Source organism: Streptomyces sp. NBC_01089, assembly GCF_045162975.1.
In the GTDB taxonomy this organism is placed as follows: domain Bacteria; phylum Actinomycetota; class Actinomycetes; order Streptomycetales; family Streptomycetaceae; genus Streptomyces.
This window is the reverse complement of sequence record NZ_CP108660.1, coordinates 4,500,969-4,513,396: the sequence shown is the minus strand read 5'-3', so window position 1 is coordinate 4,513,396 and position 12,428 is coordinate 4,500,969. Positions and strand designations below refer to the sequence as shown.

15 protein-coding genes are annotated in these 12,428 nt (G+C 71.5%); 3 read left to right on the top strand and 12 right to left on the bottom strand.

Features of this window, described 5'->3' with window-relative positions:
- From OG510_RS20165 to OG510_RS20145, 5 genes are all read right to left on the bottom strand, one after another.
- A complete protein-coding gene (locus OG510_RS20165; protein ID WP_406138504.1) occupies positions 1–822 on the bottom strand; it encodes a hypothetical protein in 822 nt (273 codons plus the stop codon).
- A gap of 315 nt (positions 823–1,137) precedes the next feature.
- Positions 1,138–1,842, bottom strand: coding sequence for an HAD family hydrolase (locus OG510_RS20160; RefSeq protein WP_406138502.1), 705 nt, complete (start codon positions 1,840–1,842; stop codon positions 1,138–1,140).
- Positions 1,843–1,922: 80 nt separating this feature from the next.
- A complete protein-coding gene (locus OG510_RS20155) occupies positions 1,923–3,164 on the bottom strand; it encodes a phosphotransferase (RefSeq protein ID WP_406138501.1) in 1,242 nt (413 codons plus the stop codon).
- Positions 3,165–3,367: 203 nt separating this feature from the next.
- Entirely contained in the window at positions 3,368–4,105 is a 738-nt protein-coding gene (locus OG510_RS20150; protein ID WP_406138499.1) for an HAD family hydrolase, read from the bottom strand.
- A gap of 130 nt (positions 4,106–4,235) precedes the next feature.
- Positions 4,236–5,117, bottom strand: coding sequence for a winged helix-turn-helix domain-containing protein (locus OG510_RS20145; protein ID WP_406138497.1), 882 nt, complete (start codon positions 5,115–5,117; stop codon positions 4,236–4,238).
- 254 nt (positions 5,118–5,371) lie between these two features.
- Between OG510_RS20145 and OG510_RS20140 the strand changes: the two genes are divergently transcribed.
- Positions 5,372–5,560 (top strand): hypothetical protein, encoded by a 189-nt coding sequence (locus OG510_RS20140; protein WP_406138496.1) that lies wholly within the window; start codon positions 5,372–5,374, stop codon positions 5,558–5,560.
- 43 nt (positions 5,561–5,603) lie between these two features.
- Here OG510_RS20140 and OG510_RS20135 read toward each other — a convergent pair whose 3' ends face one another.
- The 3 genes from OG510_RS20135 to OG510_RS20125 all read right to left on the bottom strand — a co-directional run bounded on the left by OG510_RS20135 (position 5,604) and on the right by OG510_RS20125 (position 8,552).
- Positions 5,604–6,851, bottom strand: coding sequence for a GNAT family N-acetyltransferase (locus tag OG510_RS20135; protein ID WP_406138494.1), 1,248 nt, complete (start codon positions 6,849–6,851; stop codon positions 5,604–5,606).
- Between the two features lie 108 nt (positions 6,852–6,959).
- Positions 6,960–7,925, bottom strand: coding sequence for an asparaginase (locus OG510_RS20130; RefSeq protein WP_406138493.1), 966 nt, complete (start codon positions 7,923–7,925; stop codon positions 6,960–6,962).
- A 39-nt stretch (positions 7,926–7,964) separates the two neighbouring features.
- Complete coding sequence (locus tag OG510_RS20125) at positions 7,965–8,552, bottom strand: ABC transporter substrate-binding protein (RefSeq protein ID WP_164259694.1); 588 nt, start codon at positions 8,550–8,552, stop codon at positions 7,965–7,967.
- A 116-nt stretch (positions 8,553–8,668) separates the two neighbouring features.
- Between OG510_RS20125 and dtd the strand changes: the two genes are divergently transcribed.
- Positions 8,669–9,094, top strand: coding sequence for a D-aminoacyl-tRNA deacylase (gene dtd, locus OG510_RS20120; RefSeq protein WP_164259692.1), 426 nt, complete (start codon positions 8,669–8,671; stop codon positions 9,092–9,094).
- A 127-nt stretch (positions 9,095–9,221) separates the two neighbouring features.
- Here dtd and OG510_RS20115 read toward each other — a convergent pair whose 3' ends face one another.
- The 4 genes from OG510_RS20115 to OG510_RS20100 form a co-directional block, all read right to left on the bottom strand.
- Complete coding sequence (locus tag OG510_RS20115) at positions 9,222–9,563, bottom strand: SCO0607 family lipoprotein (RefSeq protein WP_406138492.1); 342 nt, start codon at positions 9,561–9,563, stop codon at positions 9,222–9,224.
- Between the two features lie 103 nt (positions 9,564–9,666).
- Positions 9,667–10,632, bottom strand: a complete 966-nt coding sequence (locus OG510_RS20110; RefSeq protein ID WP_406138491.1) for a YgfZ/GcvT domain-containing protein — start codon at positions 10,630–10,632, stop codon at positions 9,667–9,669.
- Between the two features lie 31 nt (positions 10,633–10,663).
- A complete protein-coding gene (locus tag OG510_RS20105) occupies positions 10,664–11,116 on the bottom strand; it encodes a Fur family transcriptional regulator (protein ID WP_406138490.1) in 453 nt (150 codons plus the stop codon).
- Positions 11,117–11,136: 20 nt separating this feature from the next.
- The gene (locus tag OG510_RS20100) at positions 11,137–11,700 is read right to left on the bottom strand and encodes an FABP family protein (RefSeq protein WP_164259684.1); all 564 of its coding nucleotides are present in this window, start codon (positions 11,698–11,700) and stop codon (positions 11,137–11,139) included.
- Between the two features lie 352 nt (positions 11,701–12,052).
- Between OG510_RS20100 and OG510_RS20095 the strand changes: the two genes are divergently transcribed.
- A complete protein-coding gene (locus OG510_RS20095) occupies positions 12,053–12,418 on the top strand; it encodes a DsrE family protein (protein ID WP_406138488.1) in 366 nt (121 codons plus the stop codon).
- The last annotated feature ends 10 nt before the right edge of the window (positions 12,419–12,428 follow it).

Sequence of the window (12,428 nt, the reverse complement as noted above, 5' to 3'; positions counted from 1 at the left end):
TCAGAGAGTCAGGCGGTACTGCCACCAGCGGTGGCTGATCCGCAGCTTGGCCGACTTGAGCGCCGCGCCCAGCACCTCGTCGTCCTGCTCACGCACCTGGAAGGACTCAACGGACGGGTGGTCCTCGCGGACCTGCTCGACGAAGTCAGCCACCAGGGAGCCCAGTTCGGGCGCTTCCACGCCGTGGTGGCCGACCTTCTCGACGTACACCTCGGGGCCCGCGACCACGGCGGCGATCCGGGCCGCCGTACGTCCGTCGGCCGTCAGCAGCTCCAGGCCCTGCCACCCCGTGCCCCCCGGGGCACGGCGGGTCCGTACGGCCGGCATTCCCTCGGGGCGCTGCCAGCGGGCCAGCGCCGAGACGCCCCACTTGCGGCCCAGCTCCCGGTGTACGGAAGCCTCCAGCTCGGCCGCCGCACGGGCGTCCAGCTCCGCTCCGGTGTCACCGCGGTCCAGCCAGTCCAGCGCCCGGAATCCGGCCACGCGCGCCGCGTCGGCCGCCGCGCGGAAGAGGGCGACCAGGGCCGCCTCCTCGTCCCCTGTGCCGTCGGGATCGGCCACGGAACCGTGGACGATGCGCTCGCGCTCCCGGGTCACCAGCAGCCACTCGACGGTCGCCGCCTTCGGCTCACGGCCGGTGAACACGGGGGCCCACCCGAGCAGCGTGCCGTCGTCCGAGCGGGCGGTCGCCACGCCCAGCGTCCCGGGGTGCGGGCGGCTCCCCGCGGGCGCCGGGGTACCGGCGGGCAGCCCGGCGCACAGTTCCTGCCACAACTGGTGCTCCGCCCGGGGGGTCCGGTCGAACTCCACCACGATTTCCATGTCGTCCCCACTCACGCAGCCCACAGGTGACCGTCCCCGGCACCCGCGAGCGTCGACGAAGACCGGCGGGCGGGCGGGGACGCGGCCTTCCCGCGCCCCTCATCTGCCTGCTCAACCATGGTCCTCAATATGCGCCATGCCTGCTTCAGGGGGTGCACCCGGCCCCCGCACGAGTGATCGAACGAATATCACACCCCTGCGGCGGGACTCACTCCCCACCGGAGGACGCCATGAGTTCCGCGGGCAGTTCCCGGCAACCGCCGGCCACCCCGGAGCCACGGGCCTACCGGCACCCACCTACCGGCCCGCCCCCGCCTACCGGCCCCACAGGATGTCCAGGACCGGCTCCCAGGTGTTGAGCACCAGGTCGGCGCCCGCCGAGGCGAGTTCGTCGACGGCCGGGTCGCTCGTGGCGTAGCCCAGGAACGGCAGGCCGATCTCCTGGGCCGCCCGCAGGTCCGGCACCGAGTCGCCGATCACCAGCGTCGTCTCGCGGTCCGCGCCCAGCCCCGCCAGCGCCTGCTCCAGTGTGTGCGGGTGCGGCTTGAGCAGCGTGAGGTCCGCCGTCGCCCGGCCGTGGATGTGCGGCCCGAAGCACGCGTCGAGGCCGCGGCCCTTCACGTACGCGCGCACCGTCCGGGACGAGTGGTTCGTGGTGACGGCCAGCCGCCCGCCGGTCGCCGCCCAGGTGCGCACGACGCCGTCCGCGTACATCGCGGGCCACGCCCCCGCGACGGCACGCTGCTCCTGGCGCGTCAGCCACTCCTCCAGGTCCGCCACGAGATCGCTGTCCGGGTGGAGGGCCCCGACCGTACGCAGGATGGCGAGCGGATCGGTGAGCCCGCCGAGATCCGTGTCCGGGGCGAGTGCGGTGACCCCGCGCTCGTCGAGGAAGGCCCGCATCCCGTCGGACGCGGCCCGCTCGGCGCTCGGGCCGAACAGCCGGCAGAGCGGTCCGTCGAAGCCGAACAGTACGGAGCGGGTCGCGGTGATCCGGTCTCGGAGGTTCTCACGGATCACGGATACCGCCTGTTCGCTTCGCGTCGGGCCGGCCGTCGCAGTCGGGTCGGTCTCATCGGTCACATCAGCCGCCTCTGAAGTCACTCGGACAGGCTGCCCATGTCCGGTCCCTTCGCAGTCCTGACTGCATCGAACCACTTCTGAGGCTCTTTCACCACGTTCCGCTTTCCCTGCGGACGCTTCTGCCCGTACGTCAAGACGCCCGTCGCCGGACGGGCGTTCCACATCGGGGGCACATCCCGTACGTTCCGCTGCCACACCGCGCAGGCCGCCGCGATCCGTTCCGTATCCGGCACCCGGCGCAGCCCCAGCGGCCCCCGCGCGGCGGCGAGCACGGCGCGGATCCGCTCCGCGGTCGCCGCACGCTCCGCCGGGCCCGCCCGGTGCGGCAGCGCCAGCGTCAGCCGGATCACGTCGATGTGGACGGAGAGCAGCCGCTCGAAGTCCAGATAGATCCGCAGCGCGCCCCGGTGGCCGCTCAGCGCGCCGGGCCGGCTCGCCGCGACCGCGGAGCGCCAGGCCCGGAGCGCCGCCCTCCGATGGCTGCCCGTGGCGTACCGCATCCGGCCCAGATGGGCGGCTATCTCGTAGACCGGATCGCCGAAGAGCGCCAACTCCCAGTCGATCAGCGCCAGTTCACCGCCAGGACCGACGATCAGGTTCCCCGCGTGGGCATCCGTGTGCAGCAGCGCGAACGGCCGCTCGCCCAGCCCGGCCGCCCGCTCCCGCAGCCTCCCGAGCGCCCCGTCGTCCACTCCGAGCGCGGCGAAGAGCTCTTGGTGGGCCCGGCTGCCGCGGCCCTTGACCTCGGACTCGGTGAAGTCGACGAGCGTACGCAGGAATCCTCCGCAGTCCCCGTCCGCGGGCCAGCCGTCGGGCAGTGGCGGCAGCACGTGGGAGGGTACGGCGGCCATCTGCCGGAACAGCGACTCCAGTTGGCCCGTGTACGTACGCCCGGGGCGGCGCCCCGCCACGCCGCCGCGGCCGGAGAGCGGCACGCCCTGCGCGAAGGAGTGCACGCTGAAGCCCGGCCGGTCGGCGAGCACCCGGGGGCTGCCGTCCACCCGGCCCGCGATGGCGCGCAGCAGTTCGCCCTCCGGCCAGATCCGCAGATTGAACTGGACCGCTTCGGGAATGGGCGCGCGCACCTTCACCGGCGTACCGGCGGGGAGCGCGGCCGCTTCGGCGAGGTCGGGCGGCAGCCGTACGCGGTAGTTCCGGTGGTAGTAGCCGCTGAGAGGCTCTCCTTCACCGGCGGCTCGGTACAGCAGGTCCCAGCTGTCGGCCGTACGGCCGGAGGCGCTGCGGGCTACATCAGGCATGCGGCTCCTGCGCTCTCGTGACCGGAAGCTCGCCGGCGGACCGTCCCTGGCCGCTGCCCACCTTCATACCAAGAGTACCGATGGCCTCAAACCCGCCGAGGTGAAAGGGAGTTGAAACGAACGGCTGCGCCCGTGAGCCGCCGGGCCGCGCCCGTGAGCCGCCCGCCCGCGCCCCGGCCGACCGGGCCTGCCGTCCCCGCGGCCTACCCGCCGACCGCCTCCGTCAGGGCCGCCAGATCCTCCACGAAGTACTCGGCGCCCGCCTCAGCGAGCCGCAGCAGCTTGGCCGGACCGGTGCCGTAGCCCACGAACGGGACGCCGAGCGCGGCGGCCGCGAGCGCGTCGGCCGGCGAGTCCCCGATCATCAGCCCGTCGGCGGCGGCCGTACCGGTCTCGGCCAGCAGCCGCTCCAGGCAGTACGGGTGCGGTTTCATCAGCCGGGGGTCGTCGTGCCGTCCGACGACCGCGCCGAAGTACTTCTCGATTCCGTGCAGTTCCAGATAGGCGCGGGCGGCGGCCTCGCTGTTGTTGGTCGCGATGACCAGCTGCTTCCCGGCCGAGAGCAGCTCTTCCATCAGGTCGAACGCACCGGGGGTGGGCTCCGCCGTGGCGGCCGCCTCCGTCTCCAGCTCCTCCAGCCGCTTGCGCAGGGCGGCGACCAGCCCGTCCGGATCACTGGGGAAAGCGTTGTGGGCGCGCCTGAGCACCGCCAGGGGGTCGTGCGGGTCGTCCGGCTTCGACCAGTGCGGCAGCCCCGCGGCGGCCATGGCGCGCAGTTCGGCGGCGATCGCGGGGGCGCGCAGCCCGGCGAAGAGCCCGCAGACCGGGCCGTCGAAGTCCCAGAGGACCAGCGAGGCACGGGAGAGCAGCACGCGCAGCCCGGGGACGGCAGTGGCAGCGGGCGGCCGGACGAGAGGCAAGCGGGCGGGGGAGGAGGGCATAGGGGAGACAGGAGAAGGGCCGCCGGAGGAGGGGGCACCGGGAGAGGGGGCGCCAGAAGAAGGGCCACCGGAGGGGAGGGCACCAGAAGAAGAGGCGCCAGAAGAGGGGGCGTCGGAGGAAGGCAGCACGTCAGTCGCCGAAATCCGCATCTTGGGCCAGCTGGTCCCAGTAGGAGTCGAAGAATTTCTGCGCCGCTTCCACCTTCAGTGCCTGTCCGGGCTTCGTGTACGGGAAGAGCGTCGCGCCCACACCGAGCGAGTCGAGGATGGTGACCTCCACGCCGTCGATGGGCTCAGGTGTCCACTGCTCCAGGGTGTAGTAGCCCTCCAGCAGCTGGTCCTTGTTCAGCAGGTACAACTTCAGCGGCGGGGTGAAGGGCACGGTCCGGATCTGTACCGACACCTCGGGCACCAGCCCCTGGTGGCGCAGCCGCAGCAGGGAGTGGCGCAGCGACCTGGCGTGGTTGATCACCATGTCCCGGTGGCGTTTGCGCGGCCGGTCGTCGTCGGGGTCGTCGACCCCCCGCGGGAAGGCGAGCCGTATCCCGGTGATGTCGGGGAGCATCAGCCGCAGCGCGATGCTCTGCGGGCGGATCTCGCCGTCGCTGATCCGGGCGACCTGCGCACCGAGGTGCTGGGCCATCGTCTCGGAGGTCAGCGAGAGGACGTCCATGGTGATCGACTCGGCATCGAAGGCGGCCCGCAGCCTGGGCTGGAGGGTGACCTGCGCGGGCTGCGCCGACGGTACGGAGTGCGCGACGGCCGGGTCGGCGGGGCCACCCGTCACGGTCGCAGGGCGGCCCCGGCTGGACGTGATCAGCCCCTCGGCCCTGAGCACTTCGAGCGCCCGGCCGACGGTCTCGCGCGATACGCCGTAGGCGGCCTGGAGTTCACGCTGGGAGGGCAGTTGGCTGCCCACCCGGTGCACTCCGTCGGCGATCCCGGTCCGCAGGTCGTCCGCGATGACCTGGAACTTCCTGCCGTCTGTGCTGCCTGCGTCACGTGGGGCCACCGGACCACCGTACAACTACCGGGCACCTCAGCGTAATTGACAGGACCGAACAGGCAGGGGCACTTTCCCGGCCAACCAACCAGGCCAGTGACCAGACAAGTTTACGGACATCCAACCAGCGGGCATACCACTGTCAGGCCAACCAGGCCAACTTGTCTGGTACTTGACTGCAAGAACTCTCCACGGGGCATACGAGCCGATACAACGGTGTGCAGGCAACGGGTGCTCCCCGCCATCCCGAAGGAGGGAACCCCATGCCTACCGCAGCTCTCCTGGTCGCAGGACTCGGATTCATCATCGAGCAGACCGTTCAGTCCGCGTTTGGAATCGCAGGTCTCATCGGATTCGGCATGCTCACCATCGGCGTGAAGGCGGGCAGTGTGCCGTGCAGCTGTCTGGGCGCCTTCATGCTCTTCGTCCAGGTGAAAGCCCTGCTCGGCTGACGGCCCCGGCTCGGCCGACGACCTCGGCCGGCCGTGACCCTGCTCAGAAGCCGTCGGAGCACCAGGGCCTGACCGCCGTACGGAACAGTGCCTCCGTGACGGCGACCGCACCCGGCCTCTCCTCCGAGATCCGGCCCAGCGCGGCCAGCCGGACGGCCGAGGTGTCGCCCAGATACAGCGCCCCCAACTCCCCCACCTCCAGGGTGACATCGGCCGGGTCGGAGGTCGGCGCACAGGCCGCGCCTCCGGGCGCCGCGTCCAGCCGGTAGCGGCCCGCCGCGAGCCCGTCGTGGTCCCGTACCTCCAGGACCACCGTGCCGGTCGCCTCGTACGTCCGGGCCTCCAGCGCCCGTACGACATCGAGCAGCCGGATCCACAGATAGTCCGCCTGCTGGGTGATCCTGGCCGCGCGCGGGTCGGGCAGCAGCGACGGCAGCAGATCGTCCGGGCTCCGGTGCTCGGCCTTCACCGTGGTGATCCAGTCCACCGAGCAGAGGAAGTGCCACAGGGCGCGTTCGGCGGCCGTGGACACGGCGATCAGGTCCTGCACGGTCGCGGTGTTGAGCGGCTGCTTGGCGGCGCCCCAGTGGTCGTCTGCGGTGTACACGAGCAGGCCCTCGATCTCACCCCGGGGCGAGCGGTAGACCGCGTAGAAGGGCTCGGTCCACGGGTGGCCGGGCCCCGCCGGTTCCAGGCCCGTGCGCACGGCCCACCAGCGCTCGTCCCTGCTGATCGCGCCGGGCTGCGACTGCCGGAAGCGGGCGTGCAGTTCGGGGCCGAGCTTCCGTACGTCCGCGCCGTCGGCCAGATCGATCCGGCCGCCGCACTCCGGGCGGGCCCAGCGCCGGTCGAGCCCCGCGCGCGGCACGTCGACCGTCCAGTCGGTGGCGCAGGCGGCCGGGCCGAAGCCGAACCGGCCGTAGATCGGGTACTCGGCGGCGATCAGCGTGGCCAGCGCATCCCCGCGCTCCTTGGCCGCCGCCAGGTCGACCGCCATCATCCGGCTGAGCAGACCGCGCCTGCGGTGCGTCGGCGTGACCGTGACGCTGGAGACCGCGTCCGACGTGAGCGAGGCTCCGCCGACGACGGTGATCTCGTGCGCGAAGGACCGGAAGGTCGCGACACAGCGCCCGCCGTCGAACGCCCCCTGAGTGCGCGCCAGATCGGTGTGCGGGCGGCGGCTGCGGACCTCCTCGTCGGAGACCACAGGTGACTGGAGGAAGCCGGTGCGACAGGCGCGCAGCCAGTCGGGGAACTCGGAATCGGAGACCGTACGGACGTCAACTGCCATGGTGGCCACGGTAAGCACCCATCCTTCGGACTGTCGCGCGAATTTAGGACCGCCCCGTCAGGACGACCGTCGTCCGGCCCGGACAACCGTCGTCCCGTCCGGACGGCTTCAGACCGTCGCGCGGATCTCGCCGACCTTGGCGGCGCCGCCGAGCAGCGGCGCGTCCGCCAGCCTGGCCAGCACCGGGCTCTCCACGCCCATCCGTTCCAGAGTCCGCGCCAGCACCGGGCCGAGCACCCGGGTGGCGCCGTCGTCGACCTTGAAGGCCAGCGCCCGGCCGTCGGGGAGCGCCAGCGCCTGGACCGCCTCGGCGCCCATCTTGGAGAGCGTTCCCGGCAGTGCGCGCATCACCCAGGTGTCGGGCCTGCGGGTGCCGGCGACGTACTCGGGGTGGGCCCGCATCGCGTCCGCGACCCGGCGCTCCGGTGAGCCCTCGGGGGCCAGCACGAACGTACGGAACGCACGGGCCAGGCCCACCAGGCTGATCGCCATCAGCGGCGCCCCGCACCCGTCCGTACCGACCGATGCCACCCGCTCGCCCGCCGCTTCCTCGACCACCGTCAGGACCAGCCGCTGGAGCGGGTGGGAGGGGTCGAGGTAGGAGTCGGTGGGCCAGCCGTTCAGCGCGCAGACGGCCAGCATCGCGGTGTGCTTGCCCGAGCAGTTCATGGTGACGCGCTCGCGCTCGTGGCCAGCGGCGAGATATCCCTCGGCCTCGACGGGGTCCAGCGGCAGATCGGCCGGGCACTGGAGGTCGCTCTCGTGCAGCCCGTACTCGCCGAGCATCGTCCGTACCAGCGCCCGCTGGAACTCCTCGCCCGAGTGGCTGGCCGAGGCCAGCGCCAGCCGCTCGCCGGAGAGGTCGAGCCCGGCCCGCAGCACGGCGGCCGCCTGCATCGGCTTGTTGCTGGAACGGGGGAAGACGGGCAGTGACGGGTCGCCGATCGCGTAATCGACGCTCCCGTCGGCCGCGAGCACCACCAGTGAGCCCCGGTGCCGGCCCTCCACGAAGCCGGAGCGCACGACCTCCGCGAGGACCGGGGATACAGGGGCGGTGGTGGTGGCGGTCATCATCGGCCTTCCGGAACGGGGCCGCCCACCGGAAGGATCGCCTCAGGTGAGCAGGTCGTCTACTTGCGCTTCGCCCTCACGGTACCTGCGGGCGATCTCCGCGCTGCAATCGTCCGCGGTGCGCTGGAGGTGCTGTCTGCGGCTGGAGACCTGCTGCTCGTAGCGGACGAGGCGGCCCATTCCGGTGTGCAGCTCTTCGTCCGTACGGGCGCCGAGGTCGGACAGCTCCACCTCGGCGAGCATGTCGGCGGCCAGCCTGCTGTTCTCCGCGCTGCGCGGCGTCGAGAGCGTCACATGGCGGGCGGACGAGCGGTGCGACGACGGCACGTCGGCCAGGATCTCCGAGAGCCGCTCGACGACCGGGGACTCCGGGCCCGTGCGCCGGGACAGCTCGGCGCGGAGGATGTCGATCCGCCCGTGCAGCATCCGGCGTACGTAACTGAGGTCGGCCTCGTCCCGCTGGGCGTCCCTGCGCAGCGTGCGCAGCTCGGGCAGGCGCAGCCCGCCGATGTCGTGCTCGGTGACCGCGGGGAGCATGGCGCCCGCTCGTTGCGCGGGTGCCCGTTGTACGGAGCTGATCCGGGTCATGGATACGGGACCGGACGACTGCCCGGCGCCAGATGTGCTCATATGCGTATTCCGTCCCCTCGACCGGTGCGGTGCACCGCCTCTCGTGCATGGTGCCACTCCCGGTGGTGCCACTGCTGGCTCTCCGCGCCCGTTCGGCCCCGGATAGGTTGGACCGCATGCGTGCAGTGGTGCAGAGGGTGGACGGCGCGAGCGTCGTCGTGGCTGGTGAGACGGTGGGTGAGATCACCGGCGAGGGTCTGTGCGTCCTGGTGGGGGTCACCCATGAGGACACAACGGAAAAAGCGGCGCAGCTAGCCCGAAAGGTATGGTCGCTCCGGATCCTGTCGGGCGAAAAGTCGTGCTCGGACGTGAATGCACCTTTGCTGGTGATTTCGCAGTTCACGCTCTACGGAGACGCCCGGAAGGGCCGCCGCCCGACCTGGAACGGGGCGGCGCCCGGCGAGCTGGCCGAGCCGCTCGTCGACGAGGTGGTGGCGCAGCTGCGCGCCCTGGGCGCGACGGTCCGCACGGGCCGCTTCGGTGCGAGCATGCGGGTCTCGCTGACGAACGACGGCCCGTTCACGGTGCTGCTGGAGATCTGAGGCGGTCCTGCGCGCCCCTGCGGGAGAGCGGGAGATCCGGGCCGGGCTCGGTCCGGGCAGTCCGAGCAGTCCGAGCAAGTCCGTGCTCAGGCCGCGCAGTCCGGGCTCAGGCGTACTCAGGTCGTACTCAGCCCTTCGGCGCCTTGATGATCTTCCCGTTCCTGTCGACCGTGTGGGTCTGCCAGTAGGTGTCCCACTTGTCGCCGACGTGCTCGGGCACCTTGCCCTTCGGGTAGCGGGTGTAGCCCTTCGGCGGCTCGTGGCCCTTGGTTTCGCAGGCGCTGCCGGTGGAGCCCACGTTCAGGACCGGGTACTCGCCGCCGCCGCAGACCGCGTCCGCCTGGGAGCAGCCGGTGACGGCGAAGGCCGTCGATACCGCCGCCAGCACGAGGAGGGGCACGGAGCGCCGGCCGCGTCGGCCGCGACGGCCTCCGGACGGGGCGGTACGGGGACGCAGGGACGCGCGCATGGTGCACTCCTCGGGATCGGTGTAGCAGCCACTCTGCCCCGCCCCGGCGACCCGATCATGAGTACGGCTACTCAAAGCCCCTGTAGTCACCCCCGGACACCGCCTACGGCTCCACGACGACTTCCTGGGCCGCCGCGGTGTCCCCCGCCAGCAGCTCCGCGTCCACCGGCACATTGCGCTTCACCAGCGCCAGCGCGATCGGCCCCAGTTCGTGGTGGCGGGCCGACGAGGTGACGAAGCCCAGCCGGCGGCCCTCCGCGCCGTCCGACGCGAGCCGGACCGGCGTACCGGGCCCCGGCAGCACCACCTCGCTGCCGTCCAGGTGCAGAAAGACCAGGCGGCGCGGCGGCTTCCCCAGGTTGTGGACCCGGGCGACCGTCTCCTGCCCCCGGTAGCAGCCCTTCTCCAGATGGACCGCGGTGCCGATCCAGCCCAGCTCGTGCGGGATGGTCCGGTGGTCGGTCTCCAGGCCGAGCCGCGGCCGGTGCGCCTCGATCCGCAGCGCCTCGTACGCGAGGAGCCCGGCGACCGGGCCGTGCTCGGCCGCGTACGACTCCAGCTGCTCCCGGGGCAGGAAGAGATCACGGCCGTACGCCGTCTCCCGTACGACCACGTTGTCCGGCACGTCGGCGATCGAGCCGGCCGGCAGATGGACGACCGCGATGTCCTCGGTGCGGTCGGCGATCTCGGCCCGGTAGTAGAACTTCATGCTCTCCAGGTACGCGATCAGCTCCTGCTGCGTGCCCGGCTCCACATGCGCCCACACCGTCTCGCCGTCGTCCACGAGATAGAGGGCGTGCTCGATGTGGCCGTTGGCGGAGAGGATCAGCGCCTCGGTGGCCACACCCTGCGGCAGCTCGCTGACGTGCTGGGTGAGCAGCAGATGCAGCCAGCTCAGCCGGTCGGGTCCGGAGACGGTGACGACGCCGCGGTGCGAGAGGTCCACGAGGCCGGTGCCGTCCGACAGCGCGCGCTGTTCGCGGAACAGGTCCCCGTAGTGGGCGGCGACACCTTCGTCCCGGCCTTCGGCGGGGACGGCACCGGGCAGTGACAACAGCGGACTCTTCATGTCCGCAAGCCTACGGCCGCCCGGCGGAAGGCTACGAACCGCCGCCGGAAGCCGGGGGCTCGACGGCCTTGGCCGCGCACTTCGCGCACCGCCCGAAGATGGCGAAGTGCTTCATGTCCGTCTCGAAGCCGAACGACTCACGCAGCTGCCCGGTGAAGCCCGCGGCCACACTGATGTCCGCCTCGATGACATCGGTGCAGTCCCGGCAGACCAGATGGATGTGGTGGTGCCGGTCCGCGAGGTGGTACGTGGGAGCGCCGTGCCCGAGATGGGCGTGGCTCACCAGGCCCAGTTCCTCCAGCAGCTCCAGCGTCCGGTAGACGGTGGAGATGTTCACGCCGCCCGCCGTCTTCCGCACCTCGGTGAGGATGTCGTCGGGCGTCGCGTGCTCCAGCGTGTCCACGGCCTCCAGCACGAGCTGTCGCTGCGGGGTCAGCCGGTACCCGCGGCTGCGGAGGTCGCTCTGCCAGTCAGTGGTCACCACACCCCCAGTGTAGGAGCGGCCTACTTGAAGAAGGCGACTCCGTCGTCAGGAAGGTCCTTCAGATCCTTGACCCACTCGCTGGGGTCGACGGTCTTCTTGAGATGCGCGGACATGTACGGCCGCAGCTCGACCTCGGGGGTGGACTTCTCGCCCACCCACATCAGATCGCTGTTCACATAGCCGTAGAGCCGCTTGCCGCCGCTGTACGGGCCGGACGCCGCGGTCCGCGCGACCGCGTCCGTCACCAGGTCGATCTGCGGCTTCTGGTCGGCCAGCTCGCCGTACCAGATCTCGACGACGCCCTGGTCGCGGACCATCACGACCTCGACCTTGCGGTCCTCGTCGACGCGCCAGTACCCGGACTCGGTCTCCAGCGGCCTGACCTTCGCGCCCTCGGAGTCCAGCACCCAGGTGTGCGAGGTGTACTCGAGGAAGTCGCGGCCGTCGTGGGTGAAGGCGACTTCCTGGCCGAAGTTGCACTTCTCCTCACCGGGGAAGTCCGCGACACCGGCCCCCGTCCAGTTACCGAGGAGGAAGACCAGCGGGACGAGGCTCGGATGGAGGTCCGACGGAATCTCGATCATGAGGGCTCAGACGATCTGTGAGAGGGGGGTTCGGGCTGTCGCTGCGGGCCGCCCGGCGGTCAGCGCTGGCCCTGGTACAGCTTCTTCACGGAGAGACCGGTGAAGGCGATGACGCCGACGCAGACCAGGATCAGCAGGGCGATGTAGAAGGCTTCAAGCACGAGGTGCTCCTTGTATGAGCGACTGCACGGACAACGGCGGCCGCGTGAACGTGAAAGCATGAGGGGCCGGGTCCTAGCCTAATGGGTGGGCGCCGAGCCTTCTCTGCGAGGCCCGGTCCGGCTCCGCGGGGCAGGTCAGGCCGGGCCGCGGGTTCCGGTTCACCGTCCGGTTCTCGGATTACAGTTCGGCCATGGCGCAGAAGAAGCTAGTGATCAAGGTGACCGCGGGATCCGACGCCCCCGAGCGCTGCTCCCAGGCGTTCACCGTGGCCGCGGTCGCGGTGGCCAGCGGGGTGGAGGTCTCGCTCTGGCTCACCGGGGAGTCCGCGTGGTTCGCCCTGCCGGGCCGGGCCGCCGAGTTCGAGCTGCCGCACGCGGCGCCGCTGCCCGATCTGATCGACTCGATCAGGGCCGGCGGACAGATCACCGTCTGCACTCAGTGCGCGGCCCGCCGTGACATCACCGAGCAGGACGTGCTGGACGGCGTACGGATCGCGGGCGCGCAGCTCTTCGTACAGGAAGCGATGGGCGACGGCGTCCAGGCGCTCGTCTACTGACAGCTGACGG

Bases quoted from the DNA above. Each gene is read 5' to 3' on its own strand.
- OG510_RS20165 (WP_406138504.1), bottom strand. From the start codon at position 822: ATGGAAATCGTGGTGGAGTTCGACCGGACCCCCCGGGCGGAGCACCAG.
- OG510_RS20155 (WP_406138501.1), bottom strand. From the start codon at position 3,164: ATGCCTGATGTAGCCCGCAGCGCCTCCGGCCGTACGGCCGACAGCTGG.
- OG510_RS20150 (WP_406138499.1), bottom strand. From the start codon at position 4,105: ATGCCCTCCTCCCCCGCCCGCTTGCCTCTCGTCCGGCCGCCCGCTGCC.
- OG510_RS20140 (WP_406138496.1), top strand. From the start codon at position 5,372: ATGCCTACCGCAGCTCTCCTGGTCGCAGGACTCGGATTCATCATCGAG.
- OG510_RS20135 (WP_406138494.1), bottom strand. From the start codon at position 6,851: ATGGCAGTTGACGTCCGTACGGTCTCCGATTCCGAGTTCCCCGACTGG.
- OG510_RS20130 (WP_406138493.1), bottom strand. From the start codon at position 7,925: ATGATGACCGCCACCACCACCGCCCCTGTATCCCCGGTCCTCGCGGAG.
- OG510_RS20125 (WP_164259694.1), bottom strand. From the start codon at position 8,552: ATGAGCACATCTGGCGCCGGGCAGTCGTCCGGTCCCGTATCCATGACC.
- dtd (WP_164259692.1), top strand. From the start codon at position 8,669: ATGCGTGCAGTGGTGCAGAGGGTGGACGGCGCGAGCGTCGTCGTGGCT.
- OG510_RS20115 (WP_406138492.1), bottom strand. From the start codon at position 9,563: ATGCGCGCGTCCCTGCGTCCCCGTACCGCCCCGTCCGGAGGCCGTCGC.
- OG510_RS20110 (WP_406138491.1), bottom strand. From the start codon at position 10,632: ATGAAGAGTCCGCTGTTGTCACTGCCCGGTGCCGTCCCCGCCGAAGGC.
- OG510_RS20100 (WP_164259684.1), bottom strand. From the start codon at position 11,700: ATGATCGAGATTCCGTCGGACCTCCATCCGAGCCTCGTCCCGCTGGTC.
- OG510_RS20095 (WP_406138488.1), top strand. From the start codon at position 12,053: ATGGCGCAGAAGAAGCTAGTGATCAAGGTGACCGCGGGATCCGACGCC.